Source organism: Sphingomonas sp. Leaf30, from assembly GCF_001422525.1.
GTDB lineage: Bacteria > Pseudomonadota > Alphaproteobacteria > Sphingomonadales > Sphingomonadaceae > Sphingomonas > Sphingomonas aerolata.
Map to the genome: position 1 here is coordinate 29,165 of NZ_LMKZ01000016.1, position 15,672 is coordinate 44,836.

The following is a 15,672-nucleotide window of genomic DNA, read 5'->3' on the forward strand; positions in this document are numbered from 1 at the left end:
GAGCCAATGAGGCCCCGACGAACGTCGCTTGCGAGCTACCGCCGTTACGCCGGACTGACCGCGACCAAGGCGTACAGTGATCCCGAAAGTCGAAATAGCGTGTAGTCTGGCAACTCCGGTCGCGGCGGAAGGTTAGGACGTTATGACCCTTTCCACCGTCCCTTATGCCCTCGTCGTCGACGATGATCCGCTCATCATGATGGATACAACCAGCATTCTCGAAGACGCCGGATTTCGGTTCTATGGGGCTATGGATGGAGACGAAGCAAAACGTATCTTGGCGGCAAATTCAGAAGACATCGTATTGCTGTTTTCTGACGTCGATATGCCCGGTCAGACAAACGGCTTTGCATTAGCGCGGCACGTCGCAGAGAACTGGCCCGCAATCGAAATCGTCATCGCCTCCGGGCATGTCCTACCCAAACCGGGGGAAATGCCTGACAAAGCCACCTTCATTGCAAAGCCGTTCAACAAACAGATGGTGCACGGCCATTTGCGCAAAATGCTGCCTGACAGCAAATTGCCAGAGCCGTTAAAGAGAGCCGTCTAGCAACGCTATTTACCTCGGTTGCGACAGCGATCGAGACAGGGAGAGCAAAGACCCAAATACGGCCGTTCGGCTTCATATCGCGCGTAATCGCTCTCGCATCTGGTCCCGCTTGACCCCACCTTAGGCCTGCCCAGTCGACGCAGGAGCTTGACCCATGTTCATCGCCATGAACCGATTTCAGGTGATTCCCGGTGAGGAGGAGGCGTTCGAGCAGGTCTGGTTGTCGCGCGACTCGTACCTTGCCGGCGTCCCGGGGTTCGTCGAGTTCCACATGCTGCGCGGGCCCGCGGCCGACGATCACGTCCTCTATTCGTCGCATACTGTGTGGCTGTCGCGCGGGGATTTCGAGAATTGGACCAGGTCCGAGGCGTTTCGCGCGGCCCATCGAGGCGCGGGCGACCACAAGCCCTTGTACCTGGCACCGCCTCGCTTCGAAGGCTTCGACGTCATCCAGACCGTGACGCCATCGTGACGGTAACTCGGCGTCCGACGTTCGCCAGCCGGGTCGAGCAGTCGATCGACAACGTTGTGGGCGCAATCGCCTCACCGATCGTTACCGGCATCGCCGCGTTCAACAAGCGCCGCCTGCCGCCCCGCGATGCGCCGCATCCGCTACTAACTGGCATCCACGAGCCGATGACTGAGGAGCTGACCCTCACCGACCTTGCCGTCGACGGTATCATCCCGCCAGAGCTCGACGGCCGCTACGTTCGCATCGGACCAAACCCCGCCGACGCCGACCCGCGCTCTTACCACTTCTTCACTGGCGACGGGATGCTGCACGGTATCCGCCTCCAGGACGGGCAAGCCCGGTGGTATCGGAATCGCTGGATCCGCTCGACCGATGTCGCGGCAGCCAGGCGCGTGCCGGCGGCTCCAGGGCCGCGGCACATCTTCGACACCGTCAACACTAGTGTACTGGACCATGCCGGCAGTGGCTGGGCGCTGGTCGAAGCTGGCAGCACGCCGGTCCGCTTCGACGAGCATCTAGAGACCCAGCGCTACGATGATTTCGGCGGCACCCTGCCCGGCTCGTTCACCGCTCATCCGCGCCGCGACCCGGCGACCGGCGAGTTGCACGCACTGTGTTACGAGGCGACCGATCCCAAGCGCATTCGCTACAACGTCGTCGATGTCGCCGGCCGGGTACGACGATCGGTGACGATCCCGGTGTCGCACGGGCCACTGATCCACGACTGCGCGATCACGCAGCGCTATGTCGTGGTCATGGACCTGCCCCTTACCCTGTCGATGCGCACGGTACTGGCGGGGCACGGCTTTCCCTACCGGTGGAACGAGAAGCATCCGGCCCGGATCGGGCTGCTGCCGCGCGACGGCGAGGCAGAGGATATCCGGTGGTTCCCGCTCGATCCCTGCTTCGTGTTCCACACCGCCAACGCTCATGACCTGCCGGACGGGAGCGTGGCGCTCGACGTGGTCGCGTACGACCGCATGTTCGCCGGCGACAACCTGGCACCGGACGAGCAGCCGCGCGGCCTCGAGCGATGGACGATCGACCCTTTGACCGGATCGGTGGACCAGCGCGCGATCGACCCCTCGCCACAGGAGCTGCCGACGATAGACGAGCGTCGCACCGGCCGCCCCTACCGCTATATCTATGCGCTCGGCCTGCCCGAACAGATGACGGAAACGCTGGTTGGTGAGGCGCCGCTCATCAGGCACGATTTGGAAGATGACACGCGACGGCTGCACGAATTCGGACCGGGACGCATCGCGGGCGAGTTCGTGTTCGTGCCGCGCTCGCCGGACGCTGCTGAGGATGACGGTTGGCTTATCGGGCTCGTGATCGACGCCGGGGGGCACACCACCGCGCTGGAGATACTTGATGCCCGGAACTTTGAGGCACCGCCCGTCGCATCCGTCCGCATCCCACACCGCGTGCCGCCCGGCATCCATGGTGCATGGCTCAAGTAAACTTGTTCACGCAACAGCCGTGCATCTTCCAGCCTGACAATCGACTCATTTCCGGTCGTTCAGCGACGCCTACAACTTACCATCAGCGGACATTGGATCGCCTAAACGTCTTTGACGTTCCACCCAGAGCCGTCAGGCTTTGAAAGAAGAATACGTTTGTCATTCAGTTGGCCAATATGGCTATAGATGCGTCATGAGCGACGCGGCGTACGGCATTGGCATATACACCGCACCAGAGGCGGCACGCATGGTAGGCATGCGTCCGGCGACACTGCGCCGCTGGCTCATGGGCTACGATCATGACACGAAGCACGAGGCCGCGCTGTGGCGTCCCCAGTACGATCCTACGGACGACGACGGCGTGTTGCTCGGCTTCCGCGATCTGGTCGAGGCGAGGATCGTCAACGCGCTGCGTGCAAAGAAGATCGGGCTACCTACTATCCGGACCTGCATGGACCGAGCGCGCGACATCGTTGGGCAGGATCGCCCGTTCTCGACGTCTCAGTTCAAGACTGACGGCAAGACGATCTTTCTTCACATAACGCGGGATCTGGACGAACCGCAGCTGATCGATCTCAAGCGTAGCCAAGGCGTCTTTAATCGGGTCGTCGCTCCCAGCCTGGCGGATCTCGACTTTGGACCTGACGGCGCCGAGCGGTGGTGGCTCCTCCATGGCAAGCGCACGATTGTCGCGGATCCTGACCGCGCCTTTGGACAGCCGATCATCGCCGAGCACGGAATGACCACAGCGCGGGTGGCTGAGGCGGTGGAGGCCGAGGGATCGGTGACGAAGGTCGCCAAAATTTACGAACTGAAACCGAAGCTCATCCGGGACGCTCTCGCCTACGAACACATGCTGGAGGTGAGACGGGCCGCGTGAAGCTGCTGATCGACAACAACCTGGCACCCCGGCTCGGTCGAGGACTGGGCGCGTTGTTCGACGGCATCCATCAAGTCGTGCACATCAGAGATAAGTTCGGCACCGGCAGCCTGCCCGACGAGGCGTGGATCGAAGCGCTCGGTAAGGAGAGCGGTTGGTGCGTCCTGTCCGCGGACCGGCGCATTGCCGCCAAAAAGCCGTCGCGAGAGTTGTTCCTGCGCTCCAACCTGATCGGCTTCTTCCCTCTCCCGGCGGTGACCCGCCTGCCGCTCACGTCGCTCACCGCACGTATCCTATACTTATGGCCCGTTCTGGAAACGACGGCGGGGGCAATGGACCGAGGATGCTTTGAGGTTGGCATTAAAGGCAATCGACTACGGCCGATCGCCTAGGTTGTAGCTCTCGGCGTCCATGGCATCGATCGAACGCATCCAACCCAGATAGCGAAACTGAACCTCCGGGCTAACCCGGCAGCCACGCATACCTTACATTCTGAATGAACGTCCTTTTATGCCGATCGCCGCCCGAAACCGGACGGGCCGCTATCCACCAAAAAAGGAGGCCCCCACCCTGCCCCTATCGGCGTCATCGATGATCCATGCAGTGCGGTATGGGTATGCCTTTCGCAGACCCCCCAATCGCTGGTACTTTATCACCGTCCTGAATGTGTAAAAAGGACTGGACTAATAAGTACCACATATAGCAGACTGCGGCATGTTCATCCGAGCCTATCTTCGCGCATCTACCTCCGAACAGGATGCCGCGCGCGCCAAGAGCGCCCTCGACATGTTTGCGACGGAGCACGGGCTTAGGATTGCGGCCCGCTATGTTGAAAACGAAAGTGGTGCCAAGCTTCACCGGCCCGAGCTGTTCCGCCTGCTATCGGATTGCGAGCCGGGAGACGTGCTCCTGGTCGAGCAGGTTGATCGGCTTTCTCGCCTCACCTCACCGGACTGGATCAAGCTGCGCAATCTGCTCGACACGAAGCAGGTCCGGATCGTCGCGCTCGACCTGCCGACGTCCTGGATCCTGACGGCACTGACCGATGAGTTCACCGGCCGGATGTTCGCAGCGGTCAACGCCATGATGCTGGACGTACTCGCCGCGGTTGCCCGCAAGGACTATGAGGATCGTCGTCGTCGACAGGCCGAAGGCACTGCGAAAGCCAAGGCAGCGGGCCTTTATAAGGGACGCCCCGAGAACAAGACCCGCAACGCGGCGATCTCGAGCCTTCTCCGCGATGGCCGAAGCTGGCGCGATATAATGGATGCGACTGGGTGCAGTCGAACGCTGCTCGCCAAGATTGCTCGTGATCGCCGTCTACAGGCAGAGGCTGACGCAGCGATCCGCGCGGCTGAGTCAGTCGCGCATCGCTAATGTGTTCAGGCAGCCTCTAGACCCTCATAATGAGGTGTTCATTTTAGCTGCTGCCGACCCTGATTGAACGGGTTTCGTGTACCAAAGCCCATGCCCACTCAGGGTATACCCACATGGACTCAAGGCGGATGACAGGGCTTAACCTTCTGTCCAAGCGAACGTTGTGTCACTTTCGCATTGGTGCCATATGCTGAATCTCAGTATCCGGTAGGAGTGTCCCGGTGGTGATACAGTCCATAGACGTCAAAGTAGCAAGCAACGGCCGCATGATCCTGCCAGCGTCGGTTCGCAGGGCCATGGGCTTGCAAGGCGACGGTAAAGTCATTCTGACAGTCGAGGACGATCAGGTTCGGCTGTCACCAATCGGTCATGGGGTCTCTCGCGCACAAGCTCTCTACCGGGAACATGCCAAACAGGCCAGGACGATCGACGACTTTCTTACTGACCGAAAGGCGGAAGCCGTCGTTGACGCAGGCAAAGCTACTCCGGCGACCGACCACCAGGATCCGGCATGACAACCGTTGTATTGGACGCTTCGTCGGTACTGGCGCTGGTTCGAGACGAACCGGGTGCGGACAAGGTTACCCCCCATGTTGGGCGAGCCGCGATCTCGGCGGTTAACCTCCAGGAGGTGATCAAAGAACTTTTGCTAAGCGGTCTGGACGCCACAACCATCCGGGAACTGCTCGACGAGCTTCGCCTCGATGTCCGAGCTCACGATGTGGAGGCCGCTTATTCGGCCGCTCGACTGCACGCACATACAAAAGAGTTTGGGCGCGGTCTTGGTGATCGTTCCTGTTTGGCGCTTGCAATGCAGTTAGGTGTGCCGGCCCTCACCGCTGATCGCGAGTGGAAGAAGGTAAAGGTCAAGGGGCTCAGGGTTGAGCATATCCGATAACAATTGACAGTACAGTCGTCGGGTGGCCCTTACGCTCACGAATGTGTCGCCGGGCAACGCATGCGGCTTGAGGAGGCCGGCGCCATCGCCGGACGCGCTTCGACATTGACTGGTCCATGTTGCGCGCCAACCTGCGCACGACCGAGGTCCGCGCGGATCGGAATAGCGCGGTGCGGTCGCGCTACGTTCGTGACCCCGGCCAGCGCGCGGAATATACTGCCCGGCCGAAGTTCTGCGGGTCCGGTCGACGCCGGACCCGGTACCGCTCATTGCGTTTCTGCGGTGGTCGCCATCGCCGCACGTGCGGCCAGAATATAAGCCGACGTCGTGCTGACCGTATATTCATTCTCGAACCACAGGAACGGCCAGTCGGTCTTCAACTCCGGAAAGTTCGGTTTGACGATCAACACGCCCGGCACCATGCCGCCAGGGATAAAGCTGTAGTCCGCGCGGTTATGTCCATAGCCGACCAGTTTCGAGGCGGTGCCGACCGTGGAGACGAGTGACAGGTTGTTCGCGGGATGCCGCCCCAGCACGTAGTCGATCGCGTTGAGGGTATAGTCTGTGCCGATCAGTTCGGGGAACGCCTTGTGGAGCAGGTACATGGTCGTGCCGAAGCTAACGACCTGGTTCGACCCCGCCCACGCCCCGTCGCTGATCGGCACGCCGAACGGGTTCTTCAGGTCGGCGTCGGTCTTGGCCTTCAGATCGCGGACCAGGGGTTCGAGCTGGGTGCGATAGGCGGCATCCATGAACGGGATCGCCCGCACGGCCGCGCCGCCGACCCACTGGAAGTTCTGGCGGATCGCGGGTTGCAGGGCGCGGAGGCGGTCGGCGAAGAGTTTGTCGCCCTGGCTGGTGATCAGCAATTCGATCGTGGCGGACACGTTGGCGGCGTCTGCCGAGCGGGGCGACGTAGAGTCGTCGCGTCCGTCGCCGGACCGCACCACGCCGCCCTGCTGCTTCGTCCACAGCGCCTTGGCGGCCGCGAGCGCTTCGTCCGCCATTGCCGGATCGCTTGCGCGCAAGGCGCGGCTGGCACCGGCAAGCGCGCCCGCGACGATCAGGTTGTTCGCGGGCAGATCCGTCGTGAACGCCCACCGATCGTCCTGCGCGCCCGATGCCGCCGGACGCTTGTCGGTCGGCTTCAGCTTCGCATCGTAGATCAACCCGTCGGTCTGCGATCCGGCATCGCCGAGATGCGCATATTGCCGTAACGCCGGATCGACGATGCCGACGATCGCGTGGCCGAACACCTTGTACTGGGCAAGCAGCTGGAGCGTGCCGTGCCGGATCTGTTGGACCGCATCCTCGACGCCGTCCGGCTTGCGGATTTCGACGGCGCGCGCCGCTTCGTCAACACTTGTCTCATCCCAGTCCAGACCGAACATCTCGCGTGCCCAAACCAGATCGCGAACCACCGATGCGTTTTCCGGGGTTTGGATGTCGTAGTCGCCCGCATCCTGGAACCCGCCGACGGCAAGGCCGGGAATGTGCTGGCCCGCCTTGAACGGGGAGTCGAGATTGGCGCCCATCTTGTACCCGTCGAAATGGGTGATGTTCGGCGGGGCCTGACGCGCGTCGTCGAGGTGCGAGGGAGCGGACCAGACGCGATATTGTTCGCGGATGCCGACATGGTCCATCTGCCCGGCGATGAACGTGTCGAGCGAGGTCTGCCAGATGCGACCATAGGCATCGGGCGAAATGCGGAACGGGTTGGTGGTCGCCCCGGCATAGCTGATGGCATAGACGCCAGGTTCGCGCACCGCGGAGAAATCGAACGCGGCGTAGTCATAGCGCGTCCAGTGGCCGCGTGGCTGGGTCTTGGCGTGCAGGACGGACTGCTTGCCGCCATCGGCGGTCAGCCTGACCAGTTCCGCCTCGCCCGGCGCCTTGAAGTTTGGATCAAGCTCAATCAACGCGACCTTCGACCGGCCGGGGGTATAGCCGGCCTGGTTGAACGATATGACAGGCTGCCGCGTCCAGTTCTTCACCACATTGGGCCGGACATGCCAGACGACCGCATTCTGCTTCGCCCCGGCCGGGATGAGCGACCGTACCACGAACCAGCCATTCTGTGCGCGGTTGCGCGCGTCGTAGAGCGCGAGCGGCGCGTTGTCGGAGGTGATCGTGACGCGGGTCAACGCATCCTCCGGGGCCAGCGTCAGCGAGCGGCCGTTCGATGCGAGCGGAAGCGGATCGCCCGATCCGTCCTTCGCCATCGGGCCGGTCGGATGGCGCGGGAACAGACCGGGCGCCGTGTCCATGAGGTAGCTTTTGCCGAAATAGGCGGTTGGCAGGAAATCGAGGTTGAACCCCGCCTTGCCGGCCAGGTTCGCAGGCAGCGGCTGATCAAGGTCGACCGCGATGCGGAAACCCTCGCCTTCGGCCGTCACCTTGACTGTGTAGTTCAGGTTCACGTCCTTGTAAGCGGAACGGACCAGCAGCTGGTTGGCCTCGGGACCGCGGGTGCGGTTGACGAAGGCGGGGACCGGGGCCCATTGCTCGGGGGTCCGGTCCAGCCGGACCGCGCCGTCGGTTGCGATCCGGTCGCCATGCAGGACAATCTGGATGCCGGCGTTCTTTTCGTCGAAGAAGATCGGGCTGAACGGGTTCTGATCGACAATGACGGTCAGTCCCTGTGTCTCCAGCGTTTCGTCCGGTGTGACGACCAGCGGGTCGGCAACGGCCGCGGTCGCGCCGACGACAAGGCTCGCGGACGCAAGCAAGCCATTCAGAAGCCTATTCGACACGAGCATCTCCCCCAGTTTATCCCGCCATTCTCCGGCGTTGTGTAGTATGATAGCGGTCCCAAATCTGTAGCAATGCTTGCTGAATGGCAACCGCGAAACGTTGGTACTAGTTGTTTATCAATTGCGTGTGAGCACGACGCCGCGCCGCGCCGCGCCGCGCTGGTCTGTGCTGCCGGTCCCGCCGAAATGAACTGCAAATCAGCGCAAAGAGCGGTGATCGCGATGGTTTCCGGTCAGACCGCGCGCAAGACGCGCGCCAGCACTATGTTGCAACCTTCGCTGGCACAAAAACCCGTGTCTTGCAGTCGATGAGCGCCAGACCCGATGACCGTTTGCGTCAATGCCGGGCCGTTCGCCCCGTCGATCGAGAGAATGGCCGCTAACGTCCAGTTGCGGCCAAAATCGGACGCTTAGGCGCAATGTGCGGCGGGCTTCGGGCGTGCTGACATGAGCCGACCAGGGTTGATCATCAACGCCATCAGGTTGTTTAGAAAGGACGAACATGAAGTCCTGGTCGTCGCGCATATAGGTGTGAGAGAAATAGCGCACCGATATCGTCGGGTTAATCCCTTTGCCGTTGATGACCCGCAACACGCTTAATCCCGCATCCACTGCGGCCATACCCGAAAACGATCAGATCCCGCGCAACAACCGCATGATCGTCGCGCGGATCCGCCCGTAGTTGCCGGCGCCCAGCGCCCCCAATATCCCGTGGCGCTCGTCGGGAAGATGGGCCAGCGGGTGGCCATCCGGGCGGAACACGTAATGGCTGAACAGGGCATGCCAGGCCGCACGCTCGACAGCTGGCCGCTCCGCGATCGCGATCATCGCAAGCATCATCGCGGTGTAGGGCTGGTCGGGCCCGCTGCTCGTTCCGTCCCACCAGTAGTTAACCAAGACATTCAGGTCTGCAGTCGCCTCCACCTGGTGCCACCAGAGCTTGGGAAGGTAGAGTGCGTCGCCCGGCTCCAGATCGACGATCAGCGCGGTGTCACGGATCGCCTCGAACCGTGGATAGCGCGGGTCGCCGGGCGTGCTTCCCACCGCGAGCGCCACCGGCTGGCCCGCCATCGTATGATCGATGGGCCCGACGTAGAGGCTTCCGATCGCATCCGGCGGATAGAGCGTGAAGCGCCGTGTGCCCGCCGCCACGCACGCGATGTTGTCCGAGGTGTCATAATGACATGCGACGGACGACCGATGCCCCAACCAGATCCGCGGCTGCACCGTCGGCAGGAAGGAAAGCCCGTTCTCAGCCGCGAAGTCCGGTAGATATCCCTCGGTCGGCAGCGATCCGACATACATTGTCGGCGAATCCTGCACGCCGGCGGTCGCGACGATCCGGTTCAGGGCCTCCACGAACTGCATTGTCCGCCGTTCGAAGTTGAACCCGCTCAGGTCCTCGCTGTACGTATAGCGCCCGGCGATCGCCGGCGCGCCGACGAAGACCTCCGCCGAGCGGCCCGCGTCGAGCCGCGCCAGATAGTGCGCCAGCTCCCCGCGCCGCGCCGCGGAAATCACCGGCCAGTCACGCACCGCACCACGCAACACCACGGGACGGCAGGTGCCGACCACCTCCGTTTGGAACCGTTCGGGCGAGGTAAGCGCCTCCGCGGCGACATCGGCCACCCGCCCCGTCATGCGCCGGCGAGCCGGTCGTTCCGCAACCGCGCCATCCGCGCGATCTGCCGCACGGACTGGATCTGCGTGTAGCATGCCGCCAGATCGCCCTCACGGAACATCGCCAACACCGCCGCGTCCGGCAGGTCGGCCAGCGCGTCTGCGCTAACGGTGTAGAGGTCCTCCAGCCGGAACCGTGTGCCATCGTCAAACCGCAAATCGATGTCGATCGGCTCCAGCAGCGACCGCTCTAGCAGCCGAGCGATGAAGTCATCCGTCGCCGGCAGCCCGGCGTGCAATCGTCCCAGCGCACGCTGCACGCGCTGCAACGTTTCGCTCTGCGCCCCCTCGATCTCGAACAACGCGGAGCCACCTCCTTCGACAAACACTGGGTGCGCGCGGTCAATCACTATGCGGTCCTGCTCCACGAAGAACCCCTCGCGTTCCAGGTCCGCTGGACGATAGCCCCGCAGCCGTCCGCGCTCGTCGAGGTTCGCGTCGTCGCCCGCCTGCAACCGCAACAGCGCGCCGGCGTAGAAGCGGCCGGTGTCCGGACGCTTGGCGAACAGGATCGGATAGTCGGCGGCGGCGGACCCGAACTCGCCGACCACGATCTGGACGAAAAGCCGCTCTGCATCGCCTGATGCCCGGATTCCGAGGGACTTATGTAGCTCGAACTCGAGCACTTCCCATGCCGACACGCCGTCATCCTCATTTAGCGGGCGGTGACGCCCTGTGATTGTCGAACCGTAGTGGCTGCGACAGTGGCCGCCAAGCCACGGTCCTGGTAGCGTATTTCATTACACCGACAAAAGTCTTGCATCCCATGATGGCGCTCCATATTCCTCCTACAACAAGTCCCGTGACCAGATCCCGCAACGCTGGCTGGCATGGAAGGCAGAACGCGGCCGGTTCAACGGATCGCATAGGGGAAGGAAGCGCATGCAGAGCGTCGTTGGCAAATTGAGTTTGCATTGGAACCGGACGCGTCGGCTCCCGCTGATCAGCACCTCCTCGGTGCTTGCGATCGCGTTTGCGGCCCCCGCCTTCGCACAGGCGCAGACCCCCGTCCCCGGCCAGGTCATGACCGGCATGCAACCGGCCGTCCCCTCCCCCGCCACGCAGGTCACCGCCGAGCAGGCCGGCCAGCCGCAGGAAGCTGCGACCGCGCCCGTCCCCGCGAACGGCCAGTCGATCGCGACCGCCGCACCCGCGGCCGACGAAGGCCAGGAAATCGTCGTCACCGGCCTGCGCGGCTCGCTCCAGCGCAACCTTGATCTCAAGCGTACCGCGCAGGGCGTCGTTGACGTCATCTCGGCCGAGGATATTGGCAAGTTCCCCGACTCGAACGTCGCGGCCTCGCTCCAGCGCCTCCCCGGCGTGTCGATCCAGCGCGATGGTGCGCGCGGCGACGCGACCGGCATCACGGTCCGCGGCTTCGGCGGCGATTTCAATACCACGCTGTTCGACGGCCGCCGCGTTGCGACCGCGACCGGCGGGCGCCAGATCGATTTCAGCGCGCTGAGCGCGGACTTCATTGGTCAGCTGAGCGTGCTCAAGACGCCGGACGTATCGCTGGCGTCCAGCTCGATCGGTGCGACTGTTGACGTCGCCTTCCCTAAGCCGTTCGATCATAGCGGTTTGCGGCTCGCGACCACCGTTTCGGGCTCGCTCCAGGACCGCGCCGGTCGGGTGGTCCCGACGGCCGGCCTGCTGATCAGCAACACGTTCGCGGACGACACGCTCGGCATCCTCGCCGATGTCGTCTACACCCGACGTGATACCGATACCAATCGGGTGTTCGTGTCCGGCTGGCCGGGCGGCAACTATGCACCGTGCCAGCTCACCGCGGCCTGCACCCCCGATCAGCTCTCGACCGCGAACAAGACGATCCCCGGCTGGTTTCCGCAGCAATATGGCGCGGAACAGCAGCAGGTGAAGGATGAGCGCATCGACGGCCGCATTGCGCTGCAGTGGCATCCGTCCGAGAACGTGATGGTGACGCTCGACGACAATTACTCGCGTCAGAAGATCACGACTGACCTGTACGGCTTTGGCGTCTGGTTCAACCAGAGCGACCTGCGCAATCTGACGCTCGACGGCAACAGCACCCCGACCAGCTTCACGCAGGTCGGCACGCCGACCGATTTTCAGTCCTCGCTGAACAAGCGGATTCTGGAAACTAACCAGACCGGCCTGAACGTGAAGTTCGACGCGACCGATAACCTCTCGTTCGACGTGGACGGGTCCTATGCCAAAAGCTGGCTGAACCCCGGCAATGTGGTCGGCGCGCTCAGCTCCGATGTCGGCTATTCCGGCCTGCTGTCCAACACGACCGGCCTGTCCATCAACGGGAACAGCGACAAGGCATTCCCGGTACTGACCAACTTCGGTCCGGCCGGGGACGAGGCTGGGTTTACCGATCCGACGAAGATCGGCTCGCACGTCGCCGTTCGCCAGACGCAGAACAATACTGACGAGCTCAAGCAGTTCCGTGCATCCGGTACTTGGAAGCAGGATGGCCTGACGCTCAAGTTCGGTGGTCAATATTATGACGACACATTCAAACTGTCGAACAAGAGCACTTTCACCAACAATTTCTGGCAGGCTTATGCTGGATATGGTGGCCCGTCGGGCGGCACGACCGGCATTTCGCCGCTGCCCGCCAATCTGCTGCAGGGCAGGCTGAGCCTCAACAACTTCATTCCAGGGTTCAACGGCACGTTGCCGCCGCAGGTGCTGAAGGTCGATCCGGTCGCCTATCAGGCGTTTCTGTCCGGTCTCGGCAATCCGCAGGCGACGAACATCCCCGGCTTCAACTATGCGGCCGTTCCCGGGTTTACTGGCTCCTTCGACGAAGCGGTTGATCCGGGCAGTGTGCTGCGCGTGAACGAGAAGACTTGGTCGCTGTTCATGCGTGCCAACTTCGATGTCGATCTGGCGGGCATGCCGTTCCACTTCAACGCCGGCATTCGGAACGAGACCACCAATCTCGTCGCCATGGGTCAGGGCCGCGTGCCGATTTCAATCGTCACCAGCGCCGCCGATCCGACGTTGCTGACCCTCTCGTTCGGCGACACGCAGGCCGTTACGCAGAAGAGCAACTACTCCTATCTGCTTCCCACGGTCGACATGCGGCTTGAGGTCACCGACAAGCTGCAGGCCCGGTTCAGCGCGTCGCGCACGCTCACCCGCCCGAACCTCGGCCTGCTCAACCCCGTCACCAGCGCCGGTGTCGGTCAGCGCGTCAACGCGCTGTCCGCGACTGGCGGCAACCCGAACCTGCAGCCCTATCTGGCCGACAATTTCGACCTTGCGGGCGAATGGTACTACAAGCGCAACTCCTATCTCTCGGTCGATTTTTTCCTGAAGAACGTCAGCAACTTCATCGTCGGCGGCGTGACGCGTCAGACGATCAACGGCGTGATCGATCCGACAACGGGCCAGCCCGCGCAGTTCGCCGTGTCGCAGCAGATCAACGGCCCGGCCGCAACGGTCCGCGGTGTCGAGGTCGCGCTGCAGCACGTGTTCGGCGACACGGGCTTCGGGTTCCAGGCAAACGCCACGTTCGTCGATACCAACAAGCCGTATGACAGCTCGAACATCACTCAGACCGGCTTTGCCGTGACAGGTCTTGCGAACTCGGCGAACTTCGTTGGCTTCTACGACAAAAAGGGGTTCCAGTTCCGGACCGCACTCAACTGGCGTGACGAATATCTCGCCGGTTTCGGGCAGAACCAGAACACCGGGTCGTTCGGGTCGGAGCCGACATTCGTCAACTCCAGCTTTCAGGTCGATTTGAGCTCGAGCTGGGACGTTACCCCCAAGTTCAGCGTGTTCGGGGAAATCCTGAACATCAACAACAACCAGCAGAGCACGCACGGCCGGTTCAAGAACCAACTGCTCGACGTGTTCGATTACGGCCGCCGCTTTACGCTCGGCGCGCGTTTCCGCTACTGATCGACTGCCAACGGGGTTGCCGGACGTTTCGGCGACCCCCGATATCGGGTCCCAGTCTGTGAACGATGAACTGACGTGAGAGAGATCAAGCACATCGTCATCGTCGGCGGCGGCACCGCCGGCTGGCTGACCGCGGGCGTCATCGCCGCAAAGCATCAAGCACGTCGCGCGCACGGCTTTACGGTGACGCTGGTCGAATCACCCAACATCCCGATCATCGGCGTCGGCGAAGGCACGTGGCCCACGTTGCGCAACACGCTGCGCCGCATGGGCATCTCCGAAACCGAACTGTTCCGGCAATGCGACGCCTCGTTCAAGCAGGGCGCGCGCTTTAACCGCTGGACCACCGGCGCGCCGGACGACGGCTATTACCACCCGCTCATGCTGCCGCAGAATTTCGGGCAGGTGAACCTCGCGCCGCACTGGCTTGAAACCCCGGACGCCACCAGCTTCTGCGACGCGGTCACGCCGCAGGGCCGGGTCTGCGATGCGGGCCTGGGGCCGAAGACGATCGCCACGCCGGAATATGAGGCGGTCGCGAACTACGCCTATCATCTCGATGCCGGCAAATTCTCAGGCTTCCTGCAACGCCATTGCTGCGACGTGCTCGGCGTCCGCCACGTCCTGGCCGACGTGACCGAGGCGGTCGTCACCGAAACCGGCGACATCGCCATGGTCCGTACCGAACAAGCCGGCGACATCCCGGGCGACTTGTTCGTCGACTGCACCGGCTTTGCCGCGCTGCTCATCGGCCGCACGCTCGGCGTCCCGTTCAAAAGCTGCGCCGACACGCTGTTCTGCGACACAGCGCTCGCCATCCAGGTCCCCTACCCGGACGACGAAACCCCGATCGCCAGCCACACTATCTCCACCGCGCAATCGGCGGGCTGGACGTGGGACATCGGCCTGCCCACCCGCCGCGGCGTCGGCCATGTGTTCTCCAGCAGCCACATCAGCGTGGACGAGGCGGAACGCGAACTGCGCGCCTATATCGGCGACGCCGCCGCCGACCTGCCGGTCCGCAAGCTGTCGATCAAGGCCGGTCACCGTGAGATTTTCTGGAAGAACAACACGGTCGCCGTCGGGCTGGCCGCGGGGTTCCTCGAGCCACTCGAGGCCTCCGCGATCGTGCTGATCGAACTGTCCGCCAAGTTGATCGCCGACCAGCTGCCCGCCTGCCGCGAGGTGATGGACGTCGTCGCCCGCCGCTTTAACGAGACGACGCTCTACCGCTGGGGTCGGATCATCGATTTCCTCAAGCTGCACTATGCGCTCACCCAGCGGACCGACAACGATTTTTGGCGGGACAACGTCCGCCCGGAGTCGATTCCGGACCGGTTGCAGGGCCTGATGGACCTGTGGCGCTACCATGCGCCCTGGATGCTAGACGAATTCGACCGAGCGGAAGAGGTCTTTCCAGCTGCCAGTTACCAGTATGTGCTCTACGGCATGGGTCATCGCACGCATGTCCCGCCGGGCGTGGCGGAGGCGGACGTCCGTGCCGCGGATCGCGCGATCCGTGAGAACCAAACGCAGACCGAACGTCTAATGGCCGGCCTTCCGCTTCACCGTGGTCTAATCCGCAAAATCGTCGAATACGGGTTGCCGACGATCTGACGTCCTGGGCAACCAGACGGCGGGCGTAATCCGGTGCGCAGAGCGCTTGCTCCGCGAAGCGATACTGTTTCTGCCATCAAGA

14 protein-coding genes are annotated in these 15,672 nt (G+C 63.0%); 10 read left to right on the forward strand and 4 right to left on the reverse strand.

Going from position 1 to position 15,672, the window contains the following annotated elements:
- Nucleotides 1-142 precede the first annotated feature (142 nt).
- From ASE89_RS12055 to ASE89_RS12090, 8 genes are all read left to right on the forward strand, one after another.
- Nucleotides 143-550 (forward strand): response regulator, encoded by a 408-nt coding sequence (locus ASE89_RS12055; protein ID WP_056678036.1) that lies wholly within the window; start codon nucleotides 143-145, stop codon nucleotides 548-550.
- A 154-nt stretch (nucleotides 551-704) separates the two neighbouring features.
- Entirely contained in the window at nucleotides 705-1,022 is a 318-nt protein-coding gene (locus ASE89_RS12060) for an antibiotic biosynthesis monooxygenase family protein (protein WP_056678039.1), read from the forward strand.
- A complete protein-coding gene (locus ASE89_RS12065) occupies nucleotides 1,019-2,485 on the forward strand; it encodes an 8'-apo-carotenoid 13,14-cleaving dioxygenase (protein ID WP_236701747.1) in 1,467 nt (488 codons plus the stop codon). Before ASE89_RS12060 ends, ASE89_RS12065 begins: the two co-directional genes overlap by 4 nt.
- Before the next feature lie 193 nt (nucleotides 2,486-2,678).
- On the forward strand, nucleotides 2,679-3,365 hold the full coding sequence (locus ASE89_RS12070; RefSeq protein ID WP_056678041.1) for a DUF433 domain-containing protein: 687 nt from the start codon (nucleotides 2,679-2,681) through the stop codon (nucleotides 3,363-3,365).
- Nucleotides 3,362-3,757 (forward strand): hypothetical protein, encoded by a 396-nt coding sequence (locus tag ASE89_RS12075; protein ID WP_056678045.1) that lies wholly within the window; start codon nucleotides 3,362-3,364, stop codon nucleotides 3,755-3,757. The genes ASE89_RS12070 and ASE89_RS12075 overlap by 4 nt, the downstream gene beginning before the upstream one ends.
- Before the next feature lie 322 nt (nucleotides 3,758-4,079).
- Nucleotides 4,080-4,742, forward strand: coding sequence for a recombinase family protein (locus tag ASE89_RS12080; RefSeq protein WP_056678047.1), 663 nt, complete (start codon nucleotides 4,080-4,082; stop codon nucleotides 4,740-4,742).
- Between the two features lie 224 nt (nucleotides 4,743-4,966).
- Nucleotides 4,967-5,257: an AbrB/MazE/SpoVT family DNA-binding domain-containing protein gene (locus tag ASE89_RS12085; RefSeq protein WP_269082963.1), complete on the forward strand. Its 291-nt coding sequence runs from the start codon at nucleotides 4,967-4,969 to the stop codon at nucleotides 5,255-5,257.
- Complete coding sequence (locus ASE89_RS12090) at nucleotides 5,254-5,640, forward strand: type II toxin-antitoxin system VapC family toxin (RefSeq protein WP_056678049.1); 387 nt, start codon at nucleotides 5,254-5,256, stop codon at nucleotides 5,638-5,640. Before ASE89_RS12085 ends, ASE89_RS12090 begins: the two co-directional genes overlap by 4 nt.
- Before the next feature lie 266 nt (nucleotides 5,641-5,906).
- On the opposite strand, the gene ASE89_RS12095 is transcribed toward ASE89_RS12090, so the two are convergent.
- The 4 genes from ASE89_RS12095 to ASE89_RS12105 all read right to left on the reverse strand — a co-directional run bounded on the left by ASE89_RS12095 (nucleotide 5,907) and on the right by ASE89_RS12105 (nucleotide 10,699).
- Nucleotides 5,907-8,393 (reverse strand): glycoside hydrolase family 9 protein, encoded by a 2,487-nt coding sequence (locus ASE89_RS12095; protein WP_236701748.1) that lies wholly within the window; start codon nucleotides 8,391-8,393, stop codon nucleotides 5,907-5,909.
- A gap of 198 nt (nucleotides 8,394-8,591) precedes the next feature.
- Nucleotides 8,592-8,987 (reverse strand): hypothetical protein, encoded by a 396-nt coding sequence (locus tag ASE89_RS20410; protein WP_156363456.1) that lies wholly within the window; start codon nucleotides 8,985-8,987, stop codon nucleotides 8,592-8,594.
- 39 nt (nucleotides 8,988-9,026) lie between these two features.
- Entirely contained in the window at nucleotides 9,027-10,022 is a 996-nt protein-coding gene (locus ASE89_RS12100) for a cupin-like domain-containing protein (RefSeq protein ID WP_236701749.1), read from the reverse strand.
- Nucleotides 10,023-10,030: 8 nt separating this feature from the next.
- Nucleotides 10,031-10,699 (reverse strand): SapC family protein, encoded by a 669-nt coding sequence (locus tag ASE89_RS12105; protein WP_168427658.1) that lies wholly within the window; start codon nucleotides 10,697-10,699, stop codon nucleotides 10,031-10,033.
- Nucleotides 10,700-10,955: 256 nt separating this feature from the next.
- On the opposite strand from ASE89_RS12105, the gene ASE89_RS12110 reads away from it, so the two are divergent.
- Both ASE89_RS12110 and ASE89_RS12115 read left to right on the forward strand, forming a co-directional pair.
- Nucleotides 10,956-13,973 (forward strand): TonB-dependent receptor, encoded by a 3,018-nt coding sequence (locus ASE89_RS12110; RefSeq protein WP_056678062.1) that lies wholly within the window; start codon nucleotides 10,956-10,958, stop codon nucleotides 13,971-13,973.
- A 75-nt stretch (nucleotides 13,974-14,048) separates the two neighbouring features.
- Complete coding sequence (locus ASE89_RS12115) at nucleotides 14,049-15,590, forward strand: tryptophan halogenase family protein (protein ID WP_056678064.1); 1,542 nt, start codon at nucleotides 14,049-14,051, stop codon at nucleotides 15,588-15,590.
- Nucleotides 15,591-15,672: the final 82 nt, after the last annotated feature.

Coding starts and splice junctions, on each gene's coding strand:
- ASE89_RS12055 (WP_056678036.1), top strand. CDS start 143: ATGACCCTTTCCACCGTCCCTTATGCCCTCGTCGTCGACGATGATCCG.
- ASE89_RS12060 (WP_056678039.1), top strand. CDS start 705: ATGTTCATCGCCATGAACCGATTTCAGGTGATTCCCGGTGAGGAGGAG.
- ASE89_RS12070 (WP_056678041.1), top strand. CDS start 2,679: ATGAGCGACGCGGCGTACGGCATTGGCATATACACCGCACCAGAGGCG.
- ASE89_RS12080 (WP_056678047.1), top strand. CDS start 4,080: ATGTTCATCCGAGCCTATCTTCGCGCATCTACCTCCGAACAGGATGCC.
- ASE89_RS12090 (WP_056678049.1), top strand. CDS start 5,254: ATGACAACCGTTGTATTGGACGCTTCGTCGGTACTGGCGCTGGTTCGA.
- ASE89_RS12110 (WP_056678062.1), top strand. CDS start 10,956: ATGCAGAGCGTCGTTGGCAAATTGAGTTTGCATTGGAACCGGACGCGT.